This window comes from Endobacterium cereale, from assembly GCF_009617585.1.
Classification (GTDB): domain Bacteria; phylum Pseudomonadota; class Alphaproteobacteria; order Rhizobiales; family Rhizobiaceae; genus Neorhizobium; species Neorhizobium cereale.
This window is the reverse complement of sequence record NZ_WIXI01000046.1, coordinates 192,961-217,408: the sequence shown is the minus strand read 5'-3', so window position 1 is coordinate 217,408 and position 24,448 is coordinate 192,961. Positions and strand designations below refer to the sequence as shown.

The window sequence follows — 24,448 nt, the reverse complement described above, 5'->3', positions numbered from 1 at the left end:
TGGCTTTGCGCGCGCCTTGGCGTCTTGTTTTCAGCGGTCAAAGACCCGACGTTTCCGGGCACCCGGAAACGAAGAAGGAAGTTGTGATGTTTGAGAACCTGCAGGACCGTCTTGGCTCCATTCTGAATGGGCTGACCGGCCGTGGCGCGTTGAGCGAGGCGGATGTAACCGCTGCGCTCCGCGAGGTTCGCCGTGCGCTTCTGGAAGCCGACGTAGCGCTCGAAGTGGTCCGCGCCTTCACCGACAAGGTGCGTGAAAAGGCCGTCGGCGCCGAAGTCCTGAAGTCGATCAAGCCCGGCCAGATGGTCGTCAAGATCGTTCATGACGAACTGGTCGAGATGCTCGGTTCGGAAGGCGTGGGCATCAGCCTTCATGCAGCTGCCCCCGTCGTCATCATGATGGTCGGTCTGCAGGGTTCTGGTAAAACGACCACGACCGGCAAGATCGCCAAGCGCCTGACCGAGCGCGAAAAGAAAAAAGTGCTGATGGCGTCGCTCGACACGCGTCGTCCGGCAGCCCAGGAACAGTTGCGCCAGTTGGGCGTACAGACCGGCGTCGATACGCTGCCGGTCATCGCCGGCCAGTCGCCGACCGATATCGCCGCGCGCGCCGTGCAGGCAGCAAAGCTCGGCGGCCATGACGTCGTCATCCTCGACACCGCCGGCCGCACGCATATCGACGAGCCGCTGATGGCCGAAATGGCCGAGATCAAGCGCAAGTCCAATCCGCATGAAATCCTGCTGGTGGCCGACAGCCTGACCGGTCAGGACGCCGTCAATCTGGCCCGCAATTTCGATGAACGCGTCGGCATTACCGGCCTCGTTCTGACCCGCATGGACGGCGATGGCCGTGGCGGTGCAGCACTTTCGATGCGCGCCGTTACCGGCAAGCCGATCAAGCTGATCGGTGTCGGCGAAAAGATGACGGAGATGGAGGAATTCCATCCCCGCCGTATCGCCGACCGTATTCTCGGCATGGGCGACATCGTTTCGCTGGTCGAAAAGGCTGCCGAAAACATCGATGCGGAAAAAGCCGCGGCGATGGCCAAGAAGATGCAGTCGGGCAAGTTCGACCTCAACGACCTTGCCGACCAGCTGCGCCAGATGAAATCGCTCGGCGGCATGGGTGGCATCATGGGCATGATGCCGGGCATGGCCGGCATGAAGGACAAGCTCGCCGCATCCGGCATGAGCGACAAGACCTTTGATCGCCAGATCGCCATCATCTCCTCGATGACCAAGGCCGAGCGCGCCAACCCTGACATGCTGAAACATTCCCGCAAGAAGCGTATCGCGGCCGGTTCCGGCTCGGATGCGGCGGAAATCAACAAGCTTCTGAAAATGCACCGCCAGATGGCCGACATGATGAAAATGATGGGCGGCAAGGGCAAGGGCGGCGTGATGAAGCAGATGATGGGCGGCCTTGCCTCCAAGATGGGCATGGGCGGCATGGGTGGTATGGGCGGCATGCCCGACCTTTCCAAGCTTGACCCGAAACAGCTCGAAGCCCTGCAGAAGCAGGCCGAAGCTGCCGGCTTGAAGCCGGGCGGCATGCCCGGTCTCGGTGGCGGTAGCCTGCCGGGTCTCGGTGGTTTCCCCGGCCTTCCGGGTCTGCCGGGCAAGAAGAAATAAGAGGGAGCGCGAAGAATGGTTGACCCGCAAGTGAAGGCAAAGCTTCTCAGCTACCGCCAGTCGATCGACAATATCGACGCGGCGCTGGTGCATATGCTGGCCGAACGTTTTCGCTGCACCAAGGAAGTGGGCCACCTCAAGGCTCAATACGATTTGCCGCCGGCCGACCCGGCGCGTGAAGAATTCCAGATCGAACGCCTTCGCCAGCTGGCGAAGGATGCCAATCTGGACCCGGATTTCGCGGAAAAGTTCCTGAACTTCGTCATCAAGGAAGTCATCAGGCACCATGAAGCGATTGCCGCCGAACATGGCGGCACCAAAGAGACTGCATAACCAACTATTGAGACACGGCCCGCCGGATGGCGGCCCAAACCTAGGAGAATAAAAATGTCCCTGAAGATTCGTCTGGCCCGCGGTGGTTCCAAGAAGCGTCCTTACTACACGGTTGTTCTGGCTGACGCCCGTTCGCCGCGCGACGGCCGCTTCCTGGAGAAGCTCGGTTCCTGGAACCCGATGCTGGCCAAGGACAACCCGGCCCGTATCGAACTGAACGCCGAGCGCATCCAGCATTGGATCGAAAACGGTGCACAGCCGACCGACCGCGTTCTGCGCTTCCTGGCCGACGCCAACATCGCTACCCGCGATGCCAAGAACAACCCGGAAAAGGCAAAGCCGGGCAAGAAGGCAACCGAGCGCGCTGCTGAAAAGGCACAGAAGATCGAAGACGCCAAGGCAGCTGCTGCCGAAGCCGCCGCTTCTGCTGAATAATCTTTTCCGACCGTAAGGTCTGAAAGTCACGGGTGGCATGGCAACATGCCACCCGTTTCCCTTTGCAGATCGGCACACGATAACGGCGCTTGCCCGACAATCTCTGCCGCCGTAAAAGACCGGAAACGACACTAAGGATCGGCACGCCCGTATGGCTAAGCTTGAAAACCCAATCCTGATGGCCACGATCGGCGCGGCCCAAGGCCTGCGCGGCGAAGTGCGCGTGCGCACCTTTACCGAAGATCCGATGTCGATCGGCGATTACGGCAACCTGCACAGCGCCGACGGCCGCGTGTTCGAGATCCTCGACCTGCGCGAAGCCAAGACCGTCGTGATCGTCCGTTTTCGCGGTATCAACGACCGCAATGCGGCCGAAGCACTGAACGGTCTGGAACTGTTCATCGACCGCGACAACCTGCCGGACGACGAACTGGAAGAAGACGAATTTTATTATGCCGATCTCGAGGGCCTCGAAGCCGTCGATGCCGAAGGCAAAAGCTACGGCAAGGTGACCTCGGTTCATGATTTCGGCGCCGGCGACCTTTTGGAGCTGAAGGGCCCGGGCCGTCGCCCGGCTTTGATCCCTTTCTCCGAAGCCGCCGTGCTGGAAATCGATCTCGAAAACGGTCGCCTTCTCATCGATCCGATGGCGGCCGGCCTCATCGAGGACCCCAATGAGGGCAAGGGCCAGGATGGCTTTCCCGGCGGCAACTGATTTCATGACCTTTCGCGCCACCATCCTGACGCTTTATCCCGAAATGTTTCCGGGCCATCTCTCCACGTCGCTGGCCGGCAAGGCCGCAGCACGCGGTGAATGGTCGGTTGAGGCCGTGCAGATCCGCGATTTTGCGGAGGATAGACACCGCACCGTCGATGACACGCCGGCCGGCGGTGGCGCCGGCATGGTGCTGAAACCGGATATTCTCGCCAAGGCGATCGACTCGGTCGCGGCCAAAGACAAGGGTGACAATCGCCCCCGCCTGCTGATGAGCCCGCGTGGAAAGCCGCTGACGCAGGCGCGCGTGCGCGAGCTTGCTGCCGGTGAAGGCGTGGTGATCGTCTGCGGCCGTTTCGAAGGTGTGGACCAGCGGGTCATCGATGGCCGCGAACTCGAGGAAGTGTCGATCGGCGACTACATTCTCTCCGGCGGTGAGCCGGCGGCGCTGATCCTTCTCGATGCCGTGGTGCGTATCCTGCCGGGCGTAATGGGCAATGTTCTGTCCGGCACCCATGAAAGTTTCGAGACCGGCATGCTGGAACACCCGCATTATACCCGGCCGCAGGTTTTCGAAGGGCAGGAAATCCCGGCGGTTCTGACCTCCGGCAACCATGCGGCCATCGAAAAATGGCGGCAGGAACAGGCGCGAAAGCTGACGAAGGAACGCCGGCCGGATCTTCTGGACTGACGCTGCGCTCCAGGCGGCGCAGTACGGGCCGAAAACGCGGCCTTTCCGTCATAAAAATGCAACCGACGGGATGACAAGCGGTGCCCTTTGGTGTATTGGCCCGCTCGGATATGGGCAAACGCCCGTAACCGACAAGCAAAGAATGGCGAACCCGCTCTGCCGACAAGGCTGATCCCGAGGCGATGACTTTTGAAAGTCTGGACCAGAGGATGATCATCGAGCGCTCTGGCTGTTTCAGAAAAACGAGAGAGTTACATCGATGAACATCATCCAGCAGCTTGAGGCCGAACAGGCCGCCAAGATCGAAGCAAAGCGTACGCTTCCTGAATTCGCACCGGGCGACACCGTCCGCGTCAACGTTCGCGTGACGGAAGGTACCCGTACCCGTGTACAGGCTTACGAAGGCGTCTGCATCGCTCGTTCGGGCGGCGGCATCAACGAGAGCTTCACGGTTCGCAAGATTTCTTACGGTGAAGGCGTCGAGCGCGTATTCCCGGTTTACTCGCCGCTGGTCGAAGGCGTCGAAATCGTTCGCCGCGGTAAGGTCCGTCGCGCCAAGCTGTATTACCTGCGCGATCGTCGCGGCAAGTCGGCTCGTATCGTTGAAAACACCGGTACGCGCGCTCGCAAGCTGAACGACGCTGAACGCGCCGCAGCTGCCGAGGAAAAGGCACGTCTGGAAGCTGAAAAGGTAGCAGCAGCACAGGCACTGGCCGCCGAAAAGGCAGCTCAGGAAGCCGCTGAAGCCAAGGCTGCCGAAGAAGCAGCAGCTGCAAAGGCAGCAGAAGCTTCTGCTGAATAAGATCTGCCGACAAGGCATGATGAAAAGGCGGTCTTCGGGCCGCCTTTTTTGTTGTCGTGACGACAGTTTCCGGAAAATTGCCTGGTGGATCGCCAGCGGGGGAACTCTCGGGCGCCAGCCGCATTTTATGCTCTGGATTGCAAACCGGAGCATTTCCCGTGAAGCCTATCGTCACCGTGCCCCTGAAACTCGCAACCTGCCTCACCCTGGGTGTCGCCGGCGTGATTGGCGCGGTTTACGCGGCCTCCTTCGTCATGACCGATTACACACCGCATCACTTTGCCCATATGGATGCGCCTTTGTGGACCGACAAGCCGGTTGTCGTTGATCGCAGCGCGCAGGCGCTTGAACGGCTGCCGGCGTTGGTGGCGAGCGCCGATGTGCCTGCCCAGGAAAATTCGCTCGGCGGCGAGATCGACAGTGTTGCCAATGCCGTGCCGCCGAAACGGTCGGCCGATCGGTTTGAGTTGGCCTCATCCCAAAATGACGATCCGATGTTCAATGCTTCGCAAGCGCCTATGGACACCCAGGTCAATGGCGGCATAGTCGAATTGAGCGCCGCGCATATCGACTGGTGTTTTGCCCAGTACCGATCCTACCGTATCGAGGACAACAGCTTTCAGCCATTCGATGCGCCGGAGCGTCGTGAGTGCCAGTCGCCACATGAAGGTGGTATGCCCGTCGCGGATGCATCTAGCATGGATGACGGTGCACTGCCGCTTGAGCCTGTTAATGACACCATGACCGGGCAGACGGTGGTGGCGGAAGAGCCTCAAATGGTTGCCGCCTCCGGTGGCGTGGATAGCTCCTGGTGTTTTGCGCAATACCGCTCGTATCGGGCCGAAGACAATTCGTACCAACCGTTCGATGGTGGGCCCCGTCGTCAATGTCTGCCAAGAGAACGCAGCTACTGACGCCTATCGGCAACAGCGCAAGCTCCGGTCATCACACCGTCACACAGCCGATTGCCGACATTTCATTGAACTGCTATATAAGCCGTCATGGGATCGAAATTCGGATGTCTCGCGAAACAGATTGTCGTGCTGCAGGACCACAAGCGTCTGCCGGCACGCTTCTTCGCGCGCGTCTCCGGGGCGCTTTGCAGCCGACTTAGCTGACCGGGCCGACATGCCCGGCTTGGGCGGTATTTACCGCCCGTATTCCCATCTCCAAAAAATTTACATTGAAATGGATGTCAGCCATGAGCGCACCGCGTACCCTCTATGACAAGATCTGGGACGACCATGTCGTATCGGAAGAAAACGGAACCTGTCTTCTCTATATCGACCGTCACCTTGTTCACGAAGTGACGTCGCCGCAGGCTTTTGAAGGCCTGCGTCTGGCCGGCCGCAAGGTGAGATCGCCGGAGCGTACGCTCGCCGTCGTCGACCACAACGTGCCGACCACCGCCGACCGCCATCTCGGCATCAAGAACGAGGAAAGCCGCATCCAGGTGGAGGCGCTCGCCCAGAATGCCGCCGATTTCGGCGTCGAATATTATTCGGAAAAAGATGTCCGCCAGGGCATCGTGCATATTGTCGGCCCGGAACAGGGCTTTACCCTGCCGGGCATGACCATCGTCTGCGGTGACAGCCACACGTCCACGCACGGCGCTTTCGGTGCGCTGGCACACGGCATCGGCACGTCCGAGGTCGAGCATGTCCTCGCCACCCAGACGCTGGTGCAGAAAAAGGCCAAGAACATGCTGGTGCGTGTCGATGGCAAGCTGCCGGAAGGCGTGACCGCCAAGGACGTGATCCTTGCCATCATCGGCGAAATCGGCACGGCCGGCGGCACCGGCCACGTGGTCGAATTTGCCGGCGAAGCGATCCGTTCGCTCTCCATGGAAGGCCGCATGACGGTCTGCAACATGACGATCGAAGGCGGCGCCCGCGCCGGCCTGATCGCGCCGGACGAAACCACGTTCGAATACATCAAGGGCAAGCCGCGCGCGCCAAAAGGTGCAGCGCTCGACATGGCGATCGACTACTGGAAGACGCTGCACAGCGATGAAGGCGCCCATTACGACAAGGTGATCGTGCTCGACGGCGCCAACCTGCCGCCGATCGTCTCCTGGGGGTCCTCGCCGGAAGACGTCATCTCGGTGGAAGGCATTGTGCCGAACCCGGACGACATTCAGGAAGAAAACAAGCGCACCTCGAAATGGCGTGCACTGGAATATATGGGCCTGAAGCCCGGCCAGAAGATGACCGACATCACCGTCGATCGCGTCTTCATCGGCTCCTGCACCAACGGCCGTATCGAGGATCTGCGCGCTGCAGCTGCGATGGTCGAGGGCAAGACGGTGGCCTCCACCGTCAATGCCATGATCGTGCCGGGCTCCGGTCTCGTCAAGGAACAGGCGGAAGCCGAAGGCCTCGACGTCATCTTCAAGGACGCCGGTTTCGAATGGCGTGAGCCGGGCTGTTCCATGTGCTTGGCCATGAACGACGACCGCCTGAACCCGTATGAACGTTGCGCTTCCACCTCGAACCGCAATTTCGAAGGGCGTCAGGGTTACAAGGGCCGCACGCATCTCGTCTCGCCTGCCATGGCGGCGGCGGCGGCAATTGCCGGGCATTTTGTCGATATCCGCGACTGGAAATGAGTTGCAGGCGAGGGGCGCGTTTTCGTGCCCCTCGCCAAGCGCCGGTTGGCGATTGATTGCTTTTCGTTTTATCTTGGGGCTTCCTTTCCTCCGCCAGTTCGACCCCGCTTGTGTTTGGATCCATGACTCATCCTCAGGCTGAAGCCCGAGGACTAGGATGACTCAAGCAAAGCCTTAGCGAAGGTGCCCCCATCAACGTAAAGGCCGGGCCGGACCAATTGAGCGGAAAGACCTAAAGAACTTCCGTGCAGAAAAAACAGCGCTCGTGGCACCCTTGCGCCATCCTTTCCCGGATGGTCTCCACTGCCTGGTCGCCTCCCCCTCCTTGGTCATCCTCGGGCCTGATCCGAGGATCCACACCCAAGCCCTCCACCGTCAACAGCCCCATCCGCCCAAATTCACAAAAGCCCGTGGACGTTTTGAGGCCTCGATTCAACGATATCAACATGTTGACTCCGAGTTCATCCCCGCTTTTGTAACATGTGCGATACTTCACCTGCTTCCGTTGCCGGAGTGTTTCGCGAGACGTTCGCGGGCAGGCGGGGGCCGGCGCTTGTGTCTGATCCGTAACGTGCGGAAAGGGCGCAAGGGGTGAAACTCATGGGTGAGGTGTCAAAAACCTTGCCTCATCAAGCCTTCCCCCGGCAGCCATGCCGGGTTCGGTTTAGCCGTGCAAGTGGCAAGTCCGCCCGAAAGGCGGACGCGAATGAAGCCACGCAGTGAGGCGAGAGGATCATCCGTAGAGGCCGGAAGCCTCGAAAAGACGCCGAAAGCCACGCACATGCGGAGCCATGTGTTTACATACTAGAGAGGTTCCGCATGTGCGTGCGCTTCTCCGGGTTTGAAATGCTGCAAGCCACGGGCGGATGACGTCGCGTGAACGCTGGCGCGTGTCTTCAAACACCTCGCCCCACCACTGGTAATTGCCGCCACTTTCGGCCATATACGCCACAGAACAGGCGCAAGACGCCCGAACAGGATCAGCATCATGACAGGACAGGTCGAATTCGCGCGGATGAACGGGCTTGGCAACAAGATCCTCGTTGTCGACATGCGCGGCCGTCCCGACATGGTGACGCCCGATGCCGCGATCGCGCTCAATGCCGATCCGGCCACGCAGTTCGACCAGATCATGGCCATCCATGATCCTCGCGCTGATGGCACCGATGCCTGGATCGATATCTTGAACTGCGATGGCACCAAGGCGCAAGCCTGCGGCAACGGCACCCGCTGTGTCGTGCAGGCGCTGAGCGCCGAGACCGGCCGCAAGACGTTCACCTTCCAGACGGTCGCCGGCATTCTCAATGCGCAGGAGCACGCAGACGGCACGATCTCGGTCGACATGGGCAAGCCGGTTTTCGCCTGGGACAAGATCCCGCTGGCGGAAGAGTTTTTCGACACCAGCCGCATCGAGTTGCAGATCGGCCCGATCGACGCGCCCGTCCTGCATTCGCCCTCCGCCATGTCGATCGGTAATCCGCATGCGATTTTCTGGGTCGATCAGGACCCGATGACATTCGATCTCGAACGCTTTGGCCCAATGCTGGAAAACCACCCGATGTTTCCGGAAAAGGCCAACATCACGCTGGCGCAGGTCACGTCGGGCGACGCCCTGCGCACCCGCACCTGGGAACGCGGCGCCGGACTGACGCTTGCCTGCGGTTCTGCCGCTTGTGCCGCCGGCGTATCGGCTGCCCGCACCGGCCGGACCGGCCGCACGGTCACCATCGATGTCGCCACCGCACCGACCCGCCAGCCGCTCGTCATCGAATGGCGCGAGGATGATCACGTCGTCATGACCGGCCCTGCCGAATGGGAATGGTCCGGCAAGGTCGATCCCGTCACCGGCATTTTCGATCGCGATGAAGAGCCCGAGGCGAGGGCGAATTGAGCGGCGTCGAGGTCATAACCTTCGGCTGTCGGCTGAACACCTATGAATCGGAAGTGATGCGCGCCGAAGCCGAAAAGGCTGGGCTCAACAATGCCGTTCTGGTCAATACCTGCGCCGTGACAGGTGAAGCGGTGCGCCAGGCGCGCCAGACCATCCGCCGTGTCCGCCGCGAAAATCCGCATGCCCGCATCATCGTTACCGGCTGCGCCGCCCAGACCGAAAAGCAGACCTTTGCCGATATGGCCGAAGTCGACATGGTGCTCGGCAACGAGGAAAAGCTGAAAAGCACATCCTATCGCGCCCTGCCGGATTTCGGCGTCTCGGCGGAAGAAAAGCTGCGCGTCAACGATATCATGAGCGTCAAGGCGACCGCGCCGCAGATGGTCAAACATATCGATGGCCATGTGCGCGCCTTCATCCAGGTGCAGAACGGTTGCGATCATCGCTGCACCTTCTGCATCATTCCTTATGGGCGCGGCAATTCGCGCTCGGTACCCATGGGTGCCGTGGTCGAGCAGGCGCGAAAACTCACGGAAAGCGGATATCGCGAAATCGTCCTGACCGGCGTCGATGCCACCAGTTACGGCGGCGATCTGCCGGGCAATCCGACGCTCGGTTATCTCGCCAAGACACTTTTGAAACAGGTGCCGGACATCCTGCGCCTGCGCCTGTCGTCGATCGACAGTATCGAGGCCGACAACCACCTGTGGGACCTGATCGCCGACGAACCACGCTTCATGCCGCATCTGCATCTGTCCTTGCAGCATGGCGACGACATGATCCTCAAGCGCATGAAGCGCCGCCATTCCCGCGCCGAAGCATTGGCCTTCACGGAACAGGCACGCCGCCTGCGCCCCGATATCGCCTTTGGTGCGGATATGATCGCCGGCTTCCCGACCGAGACGGAAGAGATGTTCGAAGGGGCGGCAACGCTTGCCGAAGAGGCCGGCATCTCCTTCCTGCACGTCTTTCCCTACAGCCCGCGCCCCGGCACACCGGCCGCGCGCATGCCGCAGGTCGATCGCGCCGTGGTCAAGGAGCGGGCGGCACGGCTGCGCGCGCGCGGCGCGGTGCTGCAACGTGCCCATCTCGATCGCATGGTCGGCACGCAGCAGACCATCATCGTTGAAAACAACGGCATGGCGCATACGGAAAACTTTTCGCTGGTTGCAGCTCCGACACTTATTCCCCGCGACTTCAAGCGCGTTATGATAACGGGGCATAACGGCAAACATCTCGACATGGCCGTCGTGGCCGACGCTCGCCATGAGCAGGCGGCCTGACCGGAACGGATATCTTTTATGGCATTGAGCTTCATCAAACGCGTCTTCACCTTCGGCGACAAGCCGGTCGAGGATCAGGCTACACATCCGGCCCCCGATACGGCGGCGGATGTCGCTGCCGTTCAGGCCGAGCTGGAGCCGAAATCGCGTGATGAAAATCTTCCGGTTGCCGCCGATCCGGTGGCGCAGGTGGAGATCGAGACCGCCGGTGGACCGTCTGGCGATGTGGTGGAGGTGGTTGGGGAAACTGCTGCCGAGCCGACAGAGGATGAACCTGCTGCCATCCTTCCGGGTGTTGACACGTCCGATCTTGGCGTTGTGCCGCTGTCCTTGCTGGAAGCGGAAGCCGAAGCCGTTGCGGGTGATGATCTACCCCCCTCTGCCCTGCCGGGCATCTCCCCCTCAGGGGGGCAGATCACGGATGCAGCTGTCTCGGCCCCATCTGACCAGAGCGTAACAGGCGCTGAAGTTGCCGACGATAACGCGCCTGTCGAAGGTGTGAAGCAGGCTGAGACCGAAACTAGCGCCAAGGATCGCGGTGCCGTTCACGCACTCGCGACGCCCGCCGTAGAGCAGGAGGCGAGCCCCTTGGTGATCTCCCCCCTTGAGGGGGAGATGTCCGGCAGGACAGAGGGGGGTGTTTCCGCACCCGCCGAGGCCAACGATGAACCTCCGGCTGCAGCAAACGCTCCGAGCCAAAGCGAAGGCCCGACAGCCGACGCCCCCGTCCTGCCAAAAGGCTTCTCGACCGCGAAACCCGAAGCCGAACCGGTTGCCGTCGTCGCTCCGGCAAAGCTCACATGGTTCCAGCGCCTGCGTGCCGGCCTTGCCCGCACCTCCTCGCAGCTCACCGGCCAGATTTCTGCCCTGTTCACCAAGCGCAAGCTCGATGAACAGACGCTGGAGGAACTGGAAGACCTGCTGATCCAGGCCGATCTCGGCGTCGAAACCGCGATGCGCATCACCGACACGCTGTCGTCGGAACGGTACGGCAAGGATGTCACCGGTGAAGACGTATCGCGCATCATGTCCGCGGAAATCACCAAGGTCCTGACGCCGGTCGCCAAGCCGCTGCAGCTCGATCTCGATCACAAGCCGCATGTCATCCTCGTCGTCGGCGTCAACGGCACCGGCAAGACCACCACGATCGGCAAGCTGGCAGCAAAACTTTCCGGTTCGGGCCTGAAAGTCATGCTCGCCGCCGGCGACACTTTTCGCGCAGCCGCGATCGAGCAGCTGAAGATCTGGGCGGACCGCACCGGTTCTCAATTCATCGGCACCAAGCTCGGTGCGGATGCCGCCGGTCTCGCCTATGACGCGTTCGAACAGGCGCGCGCCAACAAGTCGGACGTGCTGATCATCGATACCGCCGGCCGCCTGCAGAACCGCACGGAGCTGATGGCGGAACTGGAAAAGATCGTGCGCGTTCTGAACAAGCTCGACCCAGATGCGCCGCACACAGTGCTGCAGACGCTCGACGCCACCACCGGCCAGAACGCCATGAACCAGGTCGAGATTTTCCGCAATGTCGCGGGCGTCAGCGGCCTGATCATGACCAAGCTCGATGGCACGGCGCGTGGCGGTATTCTTGTCGCCATTGCAGCCAAGCACAAGCTGCCGGTCTATTTCATCGGTGTCGGCGAGGGTGTTGACGATCTCGAGCCGTTCGAGGCGCAGGATTTCGCGCATGCCATTGCCGGCCTGACGCATTGATGCCACGAAGAACGTGTTTGGCTTGGCCAGCACAACCCATTTGACGCTTTAAGCCTTAAGAAGTTGGATCCCATGCAGATCGAAAGCGACACCACCCCGACCAAGGAAGAGAAACAGCATCCCGGCCTCAAGCTGGCGCTGGAAATCGGGCCTTTGCTGGTATTCTTTTTCGGCAACCTGCGTGGCGAATGGCTGGCTGAAAAATTTCCGGCACTGACGGCGATCGGCGGTCCGCTGCTGATCGCAACCGCGCTGTTCATGGTCGCCACGGTCATATCGCTGATCGTCTCGAAAATCGTCTTCAAGCACCTGCCGGTTATGCCCTTTGTGTCGGGCGTCGTCGTCATGGTATTCGGCGGGTTGTCCATCTGGCTGCAGGATGAAACCTTCATCAAGATGAAGCCGACCATCGTCAACACGCTGTTCGGCGTCGTGCTCTTGGGTGGCCTTCTGTTCGGCAAGTCGCTGCTCGGCTATGTTTTCAACGCGGCCTTCCGGCTCGATGAAGAAGGCTGGAGAAAGCTGACGCTGCGCTGGGGTATCTTCTTCCTGTTCCTGGCCGTCATCAACGAAATCGTCTGGCGCAATTTCTCCGATCAGTTCTGGATCAATTTCAAGGTCTGGGGCACGATGCCGATCACTATCGCCTTCACGCTCTCGCAGATGCCGCTGATCATGCGTCACACGATCGAAGAACCGGCCACGGATAACGGCAAGTGACGACGTTTGGCGTTTCCGAACCGGGTTCGCAGTCGCCCCGCTGGCTTTTGGGCGCGCTGGTTCTGTTCATCGCGCAGATCGCCATCCTGCATTTCATGGGCCGTATCCCGATCTGCGAATGCGGCTACGTAAAACTGTTCGAACCGGGCGTGAATTCGCCCGGCAATTCGCAGCACATCGCCGACTGGTACACGCCATCCCACATCATCCACGGTTTCCTGTTTTATGGCCTTGGCTGGCTGGTGCTGCGCCGCGCGCCATTGTCGGCCCGGTTGTCGCTGGCGGTGCTGATCGAGGCGGCCTGGGAAATTCTCGAAAACTCGCCCATCATCATCGACCGTTATCGCTCCGCCACCATGGCGCTCGGTTATAACGGCGACAGCATCTTGAACTCGGCCATGGATACCGTGTCCATGGCGATCGGCTTTTTCATCGCCGCTCGTTTGCCGGTATGGATGACAGTGGCGATCGCGATATTCTTCGAGCTTCTTACCGGTTATCTGATCCGCGACAATCTGACGCTCAACGTTCTTATGCTGATTTCCCCTGTGGATGCGGTGCGCGAGTGGCAGTCAGCCCTGTAAAGGGCGTGTATCTGCTGTCTCTCAATCAGGTTTCGTTAACAGTCGGGCCATAGAACCGGAATGTCAGTTCGTGGAGGGGGATGTACCCCTTTTGCCGCGTCGCGAGGACGACATGGAATCCCAGGATAATTTTGCCTATCTGCTGCCCTTCATCTTCCTGACCTTCGGTCTGGTGTTTCTTGCGGTGGCGCGACTGGGCGACCGCAGTGCCCCTGCCTGGGGTTTTGGTTACATTGCCGCCGCACTCGGTTTTGCCACGCCCATGCTGCTTGGCTTTCTGCCGCCGCGCGGGCAGGCCGTCCTGGCGAATGCCTTCTTCTTCACCGCCTTTTATCTATATGGCGAAGCTCTCCTGCTGCGTTTCCATCGTCCCCGTTTGCGCAAGCTGCGCATGGCGCTTTGGGCTCTGGGCATGGTGACGGTCGTTTATTTCATTCTGGCCGCGGGCAGCCTGCGTGGTGAACTTCTGGCCAGCGATTTCTTTTGCGTTTTGCTGCTCGCCGTGCCGCTTGCCGCCGCCGTCCGTTATCCGCGCCGGGCCATCGATCTGCTTCTCTTCGCCATGGTGTTTCTGGTCTTTGTCGAAACGCTCATTCGTTTCGGAGCAACGGCGCTGGCGGCGTCCGATACCGATTTCGACAGGTTTCTGGCTTCGGACTACGCGTTCGCCATGCAGGTCGGTGCCAGTATCCTCGGTTTCCTGATGGCGTTGACGGCGCTTGCGGCCACTGTTCTCGATATCATCGGCGGCCATCAGGATGCCGCTCATCGTGATCCGCTGACAAATGCACTCAATCGCCGAGGTTTCGATCGTGCGATAGCCGAGCTCGGTGAAGGTGCCGAACGCGGTGTGGTCATCTGCAGCGATGTCGATCATTTCAAACGGGTCAACGACGAATACGGCCATGCCGCCGGTGATGTGGTGATCACCATCCTGGTGGAACTGTTTCGGCGCCAGTTGCCGGAAGGTGCACTGATCGCCCGGTTTGGCGGCGAGGAATTTGTTGCCTTCCTGCCCGGCATGTCGCTGACAGAAGGTGGCGTGCATGCGGAGGTCATCTGCCACGCGTTTGCGAACCGTCGGTGGGAAACGACGGGGATCCGCCGTACCGTGACGGCAAGTTTTGGCGTTTCGGTAGTGACGCGCAACGATCGTTCGGTGCATGACGCAATATCGCGCGCCGATTCCTGCCTTTATGCCGCCAAGGACAGCGGGCGAAATCGCGTGGTCATCGAAGGTCGGCAAGGGCCGGGAAAGTCGGCCACCGTTCATAGCATATCGGCGGCTTAACCCGCCTATTGGCCTGTTCGATCAGGATTTCGAGAGCGCTTTTTCCATCGCCGGCAACAGGCCGTTGGTCAGGCTTTGGCTGTCGAAAGGGCCGACCTTCTTGTAAAGGATCGTGCCGTCAGGGCCGACCAGATAACTTTCCGGAATGCCATAGACGCCCCAGTCGATTGCCGCCTTGCCGTTCGGATCGACACCGATCGCCTTATAGGGATTGCCGAGTTCGCCAAGGAAACGCAGCGCGTTGTCGTTACGGTCCTTGTAGTTGATGCCGACAATGTTCAGCTGGCCCTGTTCGGCAAGGCTTTTCAGGATCGGATGTTCCTGCCGGCAGGGCACACACCAGGAGGCAAACACGTTGACCAGCGTCAGCTTGCCCCGGATCGCATCATCAGTCAGCGCCGGCAGGTTGACGCCTTCAAGTGCGGGCATGGCCAGTGACGGGGCCCTCTGACCCAGCAGTGCGGATGGGATGGCAGACACATCTCGACCGTTGACGTCCTGATCGTAGAGCATCTTGCCAGCCACGGCAGCAAAACCGGCAAACACGGCAAGCGGGATAAGCGCCAGCGCATAACGTCCAAAACCGCGACGTTCGCCTTCCGCTCGTTTCTGTTCCGCCGGTTGCGTTTTGGTCATGCCTTTTCACCTTCCGGCTTCGGGGCTGAGCGGCGGCGAATGCCCGACGCTTCGAGCTCCGCCAGCTCCTTGCTCCGAGCCCGGCCATCCAGCCAGACCCAGGTGATAAGACAGAGGCTGATCAGCGCTGCGATGCCATAGGACATGGCGATATAGAAACCGTGGGTCATGTCACGCACCCTTCTCGACGGTATTGTCCGTTTTCTGGCCGGCCATACGAGCCGCCATCCGGCGCTGCGCGCTGACGCGGCGGCGCCAGATTTCGTTGCGCATGGCAGCGATATGCAGCGTGAAGAACAGCATGGTGAAGGCAATGGCCATCATCAGCAGCGGCCAGAGAAACGTGCTGTCGATCGTCGAGCCGCCCATGCGGATGACGCTTGCCGGCTGGTGCAGCGTGTTCCACCATTCGACCGAAAACTTGATGATCGGAATGTTGACGAAACCGACGAGGATCAGCACGGACGACACACGCGCGGCCTTGCCCGGATCGTCCATGGCGCGGTTGAGCGCGATCAGGCCGAGATACATCAGGAACAGCACGAAAACCGAGGTAAGGCGCGCATCCCACACCCACCATGTGCCCCACATTGGTTTTCCCCAAAGCGAGCCGGTGGCAAGCGCGATCAGCGTGAAGGCGGCGCCGAGCGGGGCTGCAGCCTTGTGGGAAACATCGGCCAGCGGATGGCGCCAGACCAGTGTGCCGATGGCGGAAGCCGCCATCACCGAATAGCACATCATCGACAACCATGCGGCTGGCACATGCACATACATGATGCGCACCGTCATGCCCTGCTGGTAATCGCCTTCGCCGGCAAAGCTCAAGTAAAGGCCAATCGCGAACAGGATGGCGGTGATGCCGGCCATCCAGGGAAGAATACGCGATGCCAGGCCCAAAAACCGTGTCGGGTTGGCTAGATCTGTCAACTTGGTCAAAACGGCAATCTGGGGCATGGGGCTTTCTACTTGATGGCGCGGGCCGTAGCTTTGCTTCTAGTCAATCGCCGGCGTTTCTCAATGCCAAGGCTGCACCGAGCGGGCCAAGAACGGCAAAAAACATCGTGATTGCCACCAATATCAGGAATGGCGGCATGAAGGGAGCGGGGTCCTGCACGGCGGCATAGGATGCGCTGACGCCAAAGATCAGCACGGGGATCGCCAGCGGCAGGACAAGAATGGAGACCAGAAGCCCGCCACGGGGGAGGGCGACGGCCACGGCCGCGCCGACTGCGCCGATAAAGGTCAATGCCGGTGTGCCGACCAGCAGCGTCAACATGGTCGCGCCGATCGCCACCTCGTCCATGTTCATGAACAGGCCGAGAAGCGGCGAGGCAATCACCAGCGGCAGGCCGTTGCCCAGCCAATGCGCAAGGCATTTGACCAGCACCGTCAGCGCCAGCGGATGTTCCTGCATGAGAATAAGATCGAGCGAGCCATCCTCGCGATCGGTCTGGAACATGCGGTCGAGGCCGAGCAGAGCCGAAAGCAGTGCGCCGATCCAGACGATGGCGGGGCCGATGCGCGACAAAAGGTTGAGGTCGGGTCCGACGCCAAAGGGAATGACGGCAACGACGGTGGTGAAAAACAGGACGCCGATCAGTGCGCCGCCACCGGCGCGCACGGAAAGTTTGAGGTCGCGAAGAAGGAGGGCGATCACCACATGCTCTCCGTTCCCCCGGCAAATCCTGTCATTTTCAGTTCCCGTGCATTTTCCAGACCGAGCGGCTGATGAGTCGCCGCCAGCACGATACCGCCTTGGCTAAGATGCGTCTTTATCAGCGCCGTAAAAACGCTTTCCGCACTCACATCAAGGGCCGCAGTCGGTTCGTCGAGAATCCAGACGGGTTTCCAGGCCACCAGGAGTTTGGCAAAGGCCATGCGGCGCTGCTGGCCGGCGGAAAGATAACCGAAGGGCAGGTGGGCGATATCGCCTAGACCGACAGCCTCCGCTGCTTCACCGACCGAAACGCCATGTCCGCCCGGAAAATCGCCGATGAAGCTTTTCCAGAAGCCAAGGTTCTCGCTGACCGACAGCTCGGCTTTCATGGCATTGCGGTGGCCAAGGTAATGACAGGCTTCGGCGGCGCGGATATCCGCGTCAGTTCCTTCGGAATGCCAGATCACGCGTCCGCTTTCCGGCCGAAGCAATCCTGACACTGCGCGCAGCAGGGTGGATTTTCCAGACCCGTTGCGGCCGGTCAGAACCATGCTTTGACCACCGTCTAGCGTGAAGGAGATGTCCCTGAAGATCAGGTCTTCTCCGCGTCTCGCGCTCAGGGCCTCTACCATCAGTCGCATTGCGGACCTTTGTTCAATTCCAGAATGATAGCCGCAAAAAATCTGTCCTGACCTGCGACAAAGGGTCTGGAAGCTTCTTAGAAACTATCTATATTTAAGGCAACCACGCCAGCGGTCGGCGTGACTTCCACCTGGCGCCGGACCTGAAGACCACAAATCTTCTCGTGCGGACAGCGGAAATGGCCGCACCCGCATCCTATAGTGCATTTCAAAGTGCATAGGCGTCCGCACGCGCGTGTTGGCTCTTGATATCAGCGGGGTTGTTTTCCGTGACGAAATCTATCGATAGCTTTCAATGTCGTTCCGTCCTTACCGTAGGCGGTAAGGACTACGTTTATTATAGCCTGCCCAAGGCCGAGGCGAACGGTCTTCCGGGCGTTTCCAGGCTGCCCTTCTCGATGAAGGTGCTTTTGGAAAACCTGTTGCGCTTCGAGGACGGCCAGTCCGTCACGAAGGAACAGATCCTTTCGGTCGCCGAATGGCTGAACAACAAGGGTCTCGCTGAGGCCGAAATCGCCTATCGTCCTGCCCGCGTTCTGATGCAGGACTTTACCGGTGTTCCGGCGGTCGTCGATCTTGCCGCCATGCGCGACGGCATCAAGTCGCTCGGCGGCGATCCGGAAAAGATCAATCCGCTCGTTCCCGTCGATCTCGTCATCGACCACTCGGTCATCGTTGACGAATTCGGCACGCCGACAGCCTTTGCCCGCAATGTCGAGCTTGAATACCAGCGCAATGGTGAGCGTTACCGTTTCCTGAAATGGGGCCAGCAGGCGTTCAAGAATTTTCGCGTGGTGCCGCCCGGTACGGGCATCTGCCACCAGGTGAATTTCGAATATCTCGGCCAGACCGTCTGGACCAACGAAGAAGATGGCGAAGTCACCGCTTACCCGGACACCTGCGTCGGCACAGACAGCCACACGACGATGATCAACGGTCTCGGCGTTCTCGGCTGGGGTGTGGGCGGTATCGAAGCGGAAGCTTCCATGCTCGGCCAGCCGGTTTCCATGCTCCTGCCTGAGGTCATCGGCTTCAAGCTGACCGGCAAGCTGAAAGAAGGCGTGACCGCGACCGACCTCGTGCTGACCGTCGTGCAGATGCTGCGCAAGAAGGGCGTTGTCTCCAAATTCGTCGAATTTTTCGGTCCGGGCATGGACAACATGCCGGTCGCCGACCGTGCGACCATCGGCAATATGGGTCCGGAATACGGCGCTACCTGCGGTTTCTTCCCGGTAGACGCAGAAACCGTCAACTACCTCAACATGTCCGGCCGCACCAAGGAGCGCATCGCGCTCGTTGAAGCCTATTCCAAGGCGCAGGGCATGTGGCGCGACAATGACGGTTCCGACCTCGTGTTCACCGACACGCTGGAACTCGATCTCGGCGATGTCGTGCCGTCGATGGCTGGCCCGAAACGCCCGGAAGGCCGCATTCCGCTTGAAAACATCGCGTCCGGTTTCGCCGGTTCGATGGATACCGAATACAAGAAGCCGGGCCAGCTGGAAAACCGCTATGCGGTCGAAGGCACTGATTTCGATCTCGGTCACGGCGACGTGGCGATTGCCGCCATCACGTCCTGCACCAATACCTCCAACCCCTCGGTTCTGATCGCTGCCGGTCTTCTCGCCCGCAATGCCGTTGCCAAGGGTCTGAGGACCGCACCGTGGGTAAAAACCTCACTTGCGCCTGGGTCCCAGGTTGTCGGTGAATATCTCGCCAAGTCGGGCCTGCAGGACTCGCTGGATGCGCTTGGCTTCAATCTCGTCGGTTTCGGCTGCACGACCTGCATCGGTAATTCCGGCCCACTGCCGGCGCCGATTTCGAAGACGATCAACGACAAGGGCCTGATCGTTTCAGGCGTATTGTCGGGCAACCGTAACTTCGAAGGTCGTATTTCTCCCGACGTTCAGGCCAACTACCTCGCCTCACCGCCGCTCGTCGTCGCTTATGCGCTGGCCGGCACGGTGCAGAAGGACCTGACCACGGAACCACTCGGTCTCGACCGGGACGGCAGTCCGGTCTTCCTCAAGGATGTCTGGCCGACCTCTGCCGAAGTGCAGGAATTCATCCAGAAATATGTCACCCGCGAGCTGTTCGAAACCAAATATGCGGACGTCTTCAAGGGCGACGAAAACTGGCAGGCCGTGCAGATACCGGATGGCGAGACTTATGCGTGGGACGACACGTCGACCTATGTGCAGAACCCGCCTTACTTCGTCGGTATGGGCAAGACAGGCTCCGGCCTGAAGAATATCAAGGGTGCCCGCGTTCTCGGTCTCTTCGGCGACAAGATCACCACCGACCACATTTCTCCGGCCGGTTCGATCATACGCATCCGCAATCACATGCTCGGCCCGAACGGCAAGGAAGGTGGCTACACCATCCACTACCCGTCCAAGGAAGAGATGTCGATCTACGATGCGGCCATGAAGTACAAGGATGAGGGTACGCCGCTCGTCATCTTCGCAGGCGTCGAATACGGTAACGGTTCGTCGCGTGACTGGGCCGCAAAAGGCACCAATCTCCTGGGCGTCAAGGCTGTCATCGCCCAGTCGTTCGAACGTATCCATCGCTCGAACCTGGTCGGCATGGGCGTCGTCCCCTTCACTTTCGAAGAGGGCACGACCTGGGCTTCGCTCAACCTGAAGGGTGACGAGACGGTCACCATCGAGGGGCTGGAAGGCGACATCAAGCCGCGTGAGTGGAAGATCGCCAAGATCACCTACGCCGATGGCACCGAGAAGGATGTCAAAATTCTTTGCCGTATCGATACGCTGGATGAGGTCATCTACATGAACAACGGTGGCATCCTGCAGACGGTTCTGCGGGATCTCGTCGCGTAAATCCAAACGATAAAGCGCCCGCCGGTTTATCCGGCGGGCGTTTCTCTTTCCAAAATCTCGCATCGCATTTTCAGGTTTCCCGCTCTTGTCCCTCATCATTTTCATCGGAATGGCAGTCACCGTCTTCCTGACGTCTCTGCTCTCCGGCATTTTTGGCATGGCAGGCGGGCTGATCCTGCTCTGGGTGCTGCTTTTCCTCTATCCAGTCGGCACGGCCATCGCGATCCAAGGCGTCATCCAGATGGTGTCGAACGGTTCGCGCGCATGGTTTTCACGCGCCTATATCGACTGGAAAATTCTTGCCGTGCTGTGCTCCGGGGTGGCGGTCTCGGCTCTCATCCTGTTCATCACCAGCTATACGCCCAATCTGATGGTGGTGCTGATCGGCGTCGGCCTGATGCCAATCCTTGTCTGGTTGCCGGTCAACAAATTGAAGCTCGACGCCTCACGTCCCTCTCATGCGTTTCTCGCCGGGGTACTGTCCGGTGGCATGACGATCAGCGTCGGCGTGGCCGGACCGACGGTCGATATCTTTTTCATCCGCACAGAGATGGATCGCCGCAAGGTCATCGCCACCAAGGCTTCGATCCAGACGCTCTCGCATATGGCGAAAATCGCCTTCTACTGGGACGCCGCGTCCCAGCTGCCGACGGTCGATGCCGTTGCCGTGCTGATTGCTGCTCCGATCGCCATTCTCGGCGCGCGCGCCGGTAACGGTATCCTGCAGAGGATAACCGACGCCAATTTCCGCAGCTGGACGCGTTGGGTGGTGACCGCTGTCGGTGCGGTTTACTTGACCCAGGGCCTGCTAAAACTGATTTGACGTTCTTGGAATCTTCAGCAATTCATGGCAACTCATCAGGAAACATGACAGGGTAACTGATCACGTATGTGGTCCTCACCCTGTTGTGACTTCCGTTTGACCGGATGGATTGAGTATTTTGCAGGGGAAGATGTGCGTGGCCGTTCCGTCGCCGCTGTGATGTCCGGTTCGCCAGAGGGTTTATTCGATGTTTCCGACTGTCCGTAGTGCCGCATTCCTGATCGGCCTGTTTTCTGCCGGTCTGGCAACCGCCGGCGATATTGCGGAGCCCAAAGGCGTCGTGGAACTCTTCACTTCGCAAGGCTGCGCGTCCTGCCCGCCCGCCGATGCCACGTTGAAGAAACTGGTGGAGCAGGGCGATGTCGTCGCGCTGTCCTATCATGTCGATTACTGGAATTATCTCGGCTGGACCGACACACTGAGTTCCAAGGAAAACACCGAGCGTCAGTATGGTTATGCCCATGCCTTCAATCGCAGCGGCGTCTACACGCCGCAGGCCGTCGTCAACGGTCGCGATCACCTGATCGGAACGGACCTTGCCGCTATCAATCAGAAGATGGATGGCATGAAAAGCGCAGGCCAGGGCCTGACCGTGCCGGTAAAGGCCGCCATGAATGGTGAAGAGATCGAGATCAATATCGGCGCCGGAGCCGGCAAGGCCGATATTGTGATCGCCTATTTCACCAAGAAGGAAAAGGTCGAGGTCCAGAAGGGCGAAAACACCGGCAAGCAGATGGAATACTGGCACAGCGTCTATGATGTGCAGACCGTCGGCATGTGGGATGGCAAGGACATGAAGATCACGGTGCCTGCCCGTACCATGGGCAAGGGCAAGAAGGATGGCTGCGCCATTATGCTGCAGTCCTCCAAGCCCGGCGGCGAACCGGCCGAAATCGTCGGCGCAACCGTTATTATGGCTGGTCGCAAGCGCGACTGACGTCCCCAAACAAATCGTGTAGGTGGACCAGGTATTCTCAATGCCGGGGAGGGTGTTGGTTGCCCGATCCGAGGCGTTGGGGGGCTGGGGGTAAGGGTCAGCGCTCCGGACCGGGCTTGTTTGACGCGATGGCGTCAACCAACGACGCCAATCTCGCTTCGGATTCGGGCACTGTTTTGACCGAAATGCGGCGAGAAAAATTTACATCCTTTGATTTTGCAAGGCTTTGCTACCTCAACCGTCTGCGGCTTGCATTTTATCCCTGCTGAGGCACACTGTCATATCTCTGCAATAGACGATCTGGAGCCGTGATGACTGATCAGCCGGATTTTCCGAGGGGATCAAAACCCGAAGACGGTACCGTCGTTGTCGATCTCAACCAGTACAGACAGAAAAGCGATCCGCTGCCCGTGACGTTTCACCGGCGCGAACTCGATGCCATCCTGTGGATTTACGGGCGCATGGTGGGTGAGGGCGAATGGAAGGATTACGCCATCGACCACACCAGGGAAAAAGCAGTGTTCTCTGTCTACAAGCGGTCTGGAGAAATGCCGCTTTTTCGTATCGAGAAAAATCCGAGACTGGCTGCCAAGCAGGGCGCGTTTTCGGTGGTCAACACGCATGGCATGATTTTGAAGCGTGGCCATGACCTGCAGCAGGTGCTGAAAGTGTTCGACAAGGTTTTGAAACTGGTCGACTGACAGCCTGGTCTTCACTTATTCGGTAAACAGCGTGCCAGGATAGTTTTTGGCGTCCGGCACGGTTTCCGTTCCATCTCCCAATGCAATCTGCATGAAGACGGTATCCAGCCATTTGCCGTGCTTGAAGCCGGTTCCCTTCATCGTGCCGGTCATTTCAAAGCCGAGGCTTTTGTGAACGGCGACCGAGGCCGGGCTGGCACCTCCGATGACCGCCGCCATCTGACGAAAACCAAGCGCTTCGCAGCGAATGATGAGTTCTTTCAACAGCGCCTTGCCGACACCTTTTCCGCGGGCCTGAGGTGCGAGATAGATCGAATCCTCTACCAGCCAGCGATAGGCCGGGCGGGTGCGGAAGGCCGAGGCATAGGCATAACCGAACAGTGTGCCGTCTTCCGCTTCGGCGGCAATGTATGGATAGCCCTTTTCCTTGATGCTTCGAAAACGGTCACTCATCTCCGCCTGATCCGGTGGCGTGATCTCGTAACTTGCCGTGCCGTTGAGAACGCTGTCGCGGTAGATTTCGGTAATGTCAGAAAGGTCGGCAGGAATTGCGTCGCGCAGGTGAAAAGACATGAGCAAGGCCGGATGTGAGTTGATTTGATCAAGCGTATGTCGCAGCCAAAAGTCGGGCAACAAAAAAGGCGGCCCGAAAGCCGCCTTTTCGTATCTTGTTGTTCCGCTATCAGTCGCGGTTGCCCATGAAGCGCAGCAGGAACAGGAACAGGTTGATGAAGTCCAGATAAAGGGTCAGCGCGCCCATGATGGCCATGCGGCCGGTCGTGGCGGCGTCATTGCCTTCGTAATACATTTCCTTAATCTTCTGCGTGTCGTAGGCGGTGAGACCTGCGAAGATCAGCACGCCGATCGCAGAGATTGCGAAGCCGAGTGCGGAAGAGGCCAGGAAGATGTTGACGATCGAGGCGATGATCAGGCCGAACAGACCCATGATCAGGAACGAACCCATCGCCGACAGGTCCTTCTTGGTGCTGTAGCCGTAAAGCGACAGCGCGCCAAAGGAAGCAGCCGTGACGAAGAAGGTCTGCACGATGCTCTGGCCGGTATAGACCAGGAAGATCGACGACAGCGACAGGCCCATCAGCGCCGCATAGATCCAGAATGTCGTCTGCGCCGCAGAAACGCTCATCTTGTGGATGCGGAAGCTCAGGAAGAATACAAGCGCGATCGGCGCCAGCATAACCACCCAGCGAAGCGGCGAGCCATACATGGCCTGCGCAAAGGCGGGGCTGTTGAGTGCTGCGGTATAGGTGCCGTAAGCGGCCAGGCCGGTAATCGCAAGACCGAGCGCCATCAGGTTATAAACCTTCAGCATATAGGACCGGAGGCCCTGATCGATCATCGCGCCCGACTGTACGCCGCCGCGTGCCACGCGGTCTTGGTAGTTGTACGGATCAGCCATGGTTTCCTCTCAAAAGCTCCGAGATATCTTCGGTGTGCGGGGAAAAATCCCGGGCGCCGCTGCGGAGCCTCAGCAAGCATGAGGAGAATATGCTGG

The 24,448-nt window shown here is 59.8% G+C and carries 25 protein-coding genes; 18 read left to right on the top strand and 7 right to left on the bottom strand.

Going from position 1 to position 24,448, the window contains the following annotated elements:
* Positions 1-86: 86 nt before the first annotated feature.
* The 14 genes from ffh (at position 87) to GAO09_RS18060 (ending at position 14,697) form a co-directional block, all read left to right on the top strand.
* The gene (gene ffh, locus GAO09_RS18130; RefSeq protein ID WP_153355568.1) at positions 87-1,631 is read left to right on the top strand and encodes a signal recognition particle protein; all 1,545 of its coding nucleotides are present in this window, start codon (positions 87-89) and stop codon (positions 1,629-1,631) included.
* Between the two features lie 15 nt (positions 1,632-1,646).
* Entirely contained in the window at positions 1,647-1,964 is a 318-nt protein-coding gene (locus GAO09_RS18125) for a chorismate mutase (protein WP_153355566.1), read from the top strand.
* 54 nt (positions 1,965-2,018) lie between these two features.
* Positions 2,019-2,399 carry a 30S ribosomal protein S16 gene (rpsP, locus tag GAO09_RS18120; RefSeq protein WP_153355564.1) on the top strand — a complete coding sequence of 127 codons (381 nt, stop codon included), beginning with the start codon at positions 2,019-2,021 and terminating at the stop codon, positions 2,397-2,399.
* Positions 2,400-2,550: 151 nt separating this feature from the next.
* The gene (gene rimM / locus GAO09_RS18115; RefSeq protein WP_112728912.1) at positions 2,551-3,114 is read left to right on the top strand and encodes a ribosome maturation factor RimM; all 564 of its coding nucleotides are present in this window, start codon (positions 2,551-2,553) and stop codon (positions 3,112-3,114) included.
* A 4-nt stretch (positions 3,115-3,118) separates the two neighbouring features.
* Positions 3,119-3,805, top strand: coding sequence for a tRNA (guanosine(37)-N1)-methyltransferase TrmD (gene trmD / locus GAO09_RS18110; RefSeq protein WP_153355562.1), 687 nt, complete (start codon positions 3,119-3,121; stop codon positions 3,803-3,805).
* Positions 3,806-4,064: 259 nt separating this feature from the next.
* The gene (rplS, locus tag GAO09_RS18105) at positions 4,065-4,607 is read left to right on the top strand and encodes a 50S ribosomal protein L19 (protein ID WP_153355560.1); all 543 of its coding nucleotides are present in this window, start codon (positions 4,065-4,067) and stop codon (positions 4,605-4,607) included.
* 158 nt (positions 4,608-4,765) lie between these two features.
* The gene (locus GAO09_RS30370) at positions 4,766-5,521 is read left to right on the top strand and encodes a BA14K family protein (RefSeq protein WP_153355557.1); all 756 of its coding nucleotides are present in this window, start codon (positions 4,766-4,768) and stop codon (positions 5,519-5,521) included.
* 287 nt (positions 5,522-5,808) lie between these two features.
* Entirely contained in the window at positions 5,809-7,215 is a 1,407-nt protein-coding gene (leuC, locus tag GAO09_RS18090) for a 3-isopropylmalate dehydratase large subunit (RefSeq protein WP_153355555.1), read from the top strand.
* A gap of 988 nt (positions 7,216-8,203) precedes the next feature.
* Positions 8,204-9,106, top strand: coding sequence for a diaminopimelate epimerase (gene dapF, locus GAO09_RS18085; RefSeq protein ID WP_153355553.1), 903 nt, complete (start codon positions 8,204-8,206; stop codon positions 9,104-9,106).
* On the top strand, positions 9,103-10,389 hold the full coding sequence (mtaB, locus tag GAO09_RS18080; RefSeq protein ID WP_153355551.1) for a tRNA (N(6)-L-threonylcarbamoyladenosine(37)-C(2))-methylthiotransferase MtaB: 1,287 nt from the start codon (positions 9,103-9,105) through the stop codon (positions 10,387-10,389). Before dapF ends, mtaB begins: the two co-directional genes overlap by 4 nt.
* Before the next feature lie 18 nt (positions 10,390-10,407).
* Positions 10,408-12,102, top strand: coding sequence for a signal recognition particle-docking protein FtsY (ftsY, locus tag GAO09_RS18075; RefSeq protein WP_153355549.1), 1,695 nt, complete (start codon positions 10,408-10,410; stop codon positions 12,100-12,102).
* A gap of 72 nt (positions 12,103-12,174) precedes the next feature.
* Positions 12,175-12,822 (top strand): septation protein A, encoded by a 648-nt coding sequence (locus tag GAO09_RS18070; protein WP_153355546.1) that lies wholly within the window; start codon positions 12,175-12,177, stop codon positions 12,820-12,822.
* Positions 12,819-13,406 (top strand): DUF2585 domain-containing protein, encoded by a 588-nt coding sequence (locus GAO09_RS18065; RefSeq protein ID WP_324185494.1) that lies wholly within the window; start codon positions 12,819-12,821, stop codon positions 13,404-13,406. Before GAO09_RS18070 ends, GAO09_RS18065 begins: the two co-directional genes overlap by 4 nt.
* Positions 13,407-13,518: 112 nt before the next feature.
* Positions 13,519-14,697, top strand: a complete 1,179-nt coding sequence (locus GAO09_RS18060) for a GGDEF domain-containing protein (protein ID WP_153355544.1) — start codon at positions 13,519-13,521, stop codon at positions 14,695-14,697.
* A 21-nt stretch (positions 14,698-14,718) separates the two neighbouring features.
* Here GAO09_RS18060 and GAO09_RS18055 read toward each other — a convergent pair whose 3' ends face one another.
* Genes GAO09_RS18055 through ccmA form a run of 5 tightly spaced genes read right to left on the bottom strand, consistent with a single transcriptional unit; the run spans position 14,719 to position 17,631 of the window.
* The gene (locus GAO09_RS18055; RefSeq protein WP_153355542.1) at positions 14,719-15,333 is read right to left on the bottom strand and encodes a DsbE family thiol:disulfide interchange protein; all 615 of its coding nucleotides are present in this window, start codon (positions 15,331-15,333) and stop codon (positions 14,719-14,721) included.
* Positions 15,330-15,503, bottom strand: a complete 174-nt coding sequence (gene ccmD, locus GAO09_RS18050) for a heme exporter protein CcmD (protein ID WP_153355540.1) — start codon at positions 15,501-15,503, stop codon at positions 15,330-15,332. The genes GAO09_RS18055 and ccmD overlap by 4 nt, the downstream gene beginning before the upstream one ends.
* A 1-nt stretch (position 15,504) precedes the next feature.
* Positions 15,505-16,287 (bottom strand): heme ABC transporter permease, encoded by a 783-nt coding sequence (locus tag GAO09_RS18045; protein ID WP_153355538.1) that lies wholly within the window; start codon positions 16,285-16,287, stop codon positions 15,505-15,507.
* A 43-nt stretch (positions 16,288-16,330) separates the two neighbouring features.
* Positions 16,331-16,990, bottom strand: a complete 660-nt coding sequence (gene ccmB / locus GAO09_RS18040; RefSeq protein WP_306834136.1) for a heme exporter protein CcmB — start codon at positions 16,988-16,990, stop codon at positions 16,331-16,333.
* Complete coding sequence (gene ccmA / locus GAO09_RS18035) at positions 16,987-17,631, bottom strand: heme ABC exporter ATP-binding protein CcmA (RefSeq protein ID WP_153355536.1); 645 nt, start codon at positions 17,629-17,631, stop codon at positions 16,987-16,989. The genes ccmB and ccmA overlap by 4 nt, the downstream gene beginning before the upstream one ends.
* Before the next feature lie 269 nt (positions 17,632-17,900).
* Between ccmA and acnA the strand changes: the two genes are divergently transcribed.
* The 4 genes from acnA to GAO09_RS18015 all read left to right on the top strand — a co-directional run bounded on the left by acnA (position 17,901) and on the right by GAO09_RS18015 (position 22,935).
* Positions 17,901-20,474: an aconitate hydratase AcnA gene (gene acnA / locus GAO09_RS18030; protein ID WP_338015085.1), complete on the top strand. Its 2,574-nt coding sequence runs from the start codon at positions 17,901-17,903 to the stop codon at positions 20,472-20,474.
* An 85-nt stretch (positions 20,475-20,559) separates the two neighbouring features.
* Positions 20,560-21,297 carry a sulfite exporter TauE/SafE family protein gene (locus GAO09_RS18025; protein ID WP_209018753.1) on the top strand — a complete coding sequence of 246 codons (738 nt, stop codon included), beginning with the start codon at positions 20,560-20,562 and terminating at the stop codon, positions 21,295-21,297.
* A gap of 187 nt (positions 21,298-21,484) precedes the next feature.
* The gene (locus GAO09_RS18020; protein WP_153355532.1) at positions 21,485-22,234 is read left to right on the top strand and encodes a DUF1223 domain-containing protein; all 750 of its coding nucleotides are present in this window, start codon (positions 21,485-21,487) and stop codon (positions 22,232-22,234) included.
* A gap of 311 nt (positions 22,235-22,545) precedes the next feature.
* Entirely contained in the window at positions 22,546-22,935 is a 390-nt protein-coding gene (locus tag GAO09_RS18015; RefSeq protein ID WP_153355530.1) for a DUF2794 domain-containing protein, read from the top strand.
* 15 nt (positions 22,936-22,950) lie between these two features.
* Here the strand turns inward: GAO09_RS18015 and GAO09_RS18010 are convergent, their stop codons facing one another.
* Entirely contained in the window at positions 22,951-23,508 is a 558-nt protein-coding gene (locus GAO09_RS18010) for a GNAT family N-acetyltransferase (RefSeq protein ID WP_153355528.1), read from the bottom strand.
* Between the two features lie 109 nt (positions 23,509-23,617).
* On the bottom strand, positions 23,618-24,352 hold the full coding sequence (locus GAO09_RS18005; RefSeq protein WP_153355526.1) for a Bax inhibitor-1/YccA family protein: 735 nt from the start codon (positions 24,350-24,352) through the stop codon (positions 23,618-23,620).
* Positions 24,353-24,448 lie beyond the last annotated feature (96 nt).

Bases quoted from the DNA above. Each gene is read 5' to 3' on its own strand.
- ftsY (WP_153355549.1), top strand. From the start codon at position 10,408: ATGGCATTGAGCTTCATCAAACGCGTCTTCACCTTCGGCGACAAGCCG.
- rpsP (WP_153355564.1), top strand. From the start codon at position 2,019: ATGTCCCTGAAGATTCGTCTGGCCCGCGGTGGTTCCAAGAAGCGTCCT.
- GAO09_RS18010 (WP_153355528.1), bottom strand. From the start codon at position 23,508: ATGTCTTTTCACCTGCGCGACGCAATTCCTGCCGACCTTTCTGACATT.
- ccmD (WP_153355540.1), bottom strand. From the start codon at position 15,503: ATGACCCACGGTTTCTATATCGCCATGTCCTATGGCATCGCAGCGCTG.
- dapF (WP_153355553.1), top strand. From the start codon at position 8,204: ATGACAGGACAGGTCGAATTCGCGCGGATGAACGGGCTTGGCAACAAG.
- GAO09_RS18020 (WP_153355532.1), top strand. From the start codon at position 21,485: ATGTTTCCGACTGTCCGTAGTGCCGCATTCCTGATCGGCCTGTTTTCT.
- GAO09_RS18015 (WP_153355530.1), top strand. From the start codon at position 22,546: ATGACTGATCAGCCGGATTTTCCGAGGGGATCAAAACCCGAAGACGGT.
- GAO09_RS18125 (WP_153355566.1), top strand. From the start codon at position 1,647: ATGGTTGACCCGCAAGTGAAGGCAAAGCTTCTCAGCTACCGCCAGTCG.
- trmD (WP_153355562.1), top strand. From the start codon at position 3,119: ATGACCTTTCGCGCCACCATCCTGACGCTTTATCCCGAAATGTTTCCG.
- GAO09_RS18070 (WP_153355546.1), top strand. From the start codon at position 12,175: ATGCAGATCGAAAGCGACACCACCCCGACCAAGGAAGAGAAACAGCAT.
- leuC (WP_153355555.1), top strand. From the start codon at position 5,809: ATGAGCGCACCGCGTACCCTCTATGACAAGATCTGGGACGACCATGTC.
- ffh (WP_153355568.1), top strand. From the start codon at position 87: ATGTTTGAGAACCTGCAGGACCGTCTTGGCTCCATTCTGAATGGGCTG.
- ccmA (WP_153355536.1), bottom strand. From the start codon at position 17,631: ATGCGACTGATGGTAGAGGCCCTGAGCGCGAGACGCGGAGAAGACCTG.
- GAO09_RS18060 (WP_153355544.1), top strand. From the start codon at position 13,519: ATGGAATCCCAGGATAATTTTGCCTATCTGCTGCCCTTCATCTTCCTG.
- GAO09_RS18045 (WP_153355538.1), bottom strand. From the start codon at position 16,287: ATGCCCCAGATTGCCGTTTTGACCAAGTTGACAGATCTAGCCAACCCG.
- GAO09_RS18055 (WP_153355542.1), bottom strand. From the start codon at position 15,333: ATGACCAAAACGCAACCGGCGGAACAGAAACGAGCGGAAGGCGAACGT.
- rimM (WP_112728912.1), top strand. From the start codon at position 2,551: ATGGCTAAGCTTGAAAACCCAATCCTGATGGCCACGATCGGCGCGGCC.
- GAO09_RS18005 (WP_153355526.1), bottom strand. From the start codon at position 24,352: ATGGCTGATCCGTACAACTACCAAGACCGCGTGGCACGCGGCGGCGTA.
- rplS (WP_153355560.1), top strand. From the start codon at position 4,065: ATGAACATCATCCAGCAGCTTGAGGCCGAACAGGCCGCCAAGATCGAA.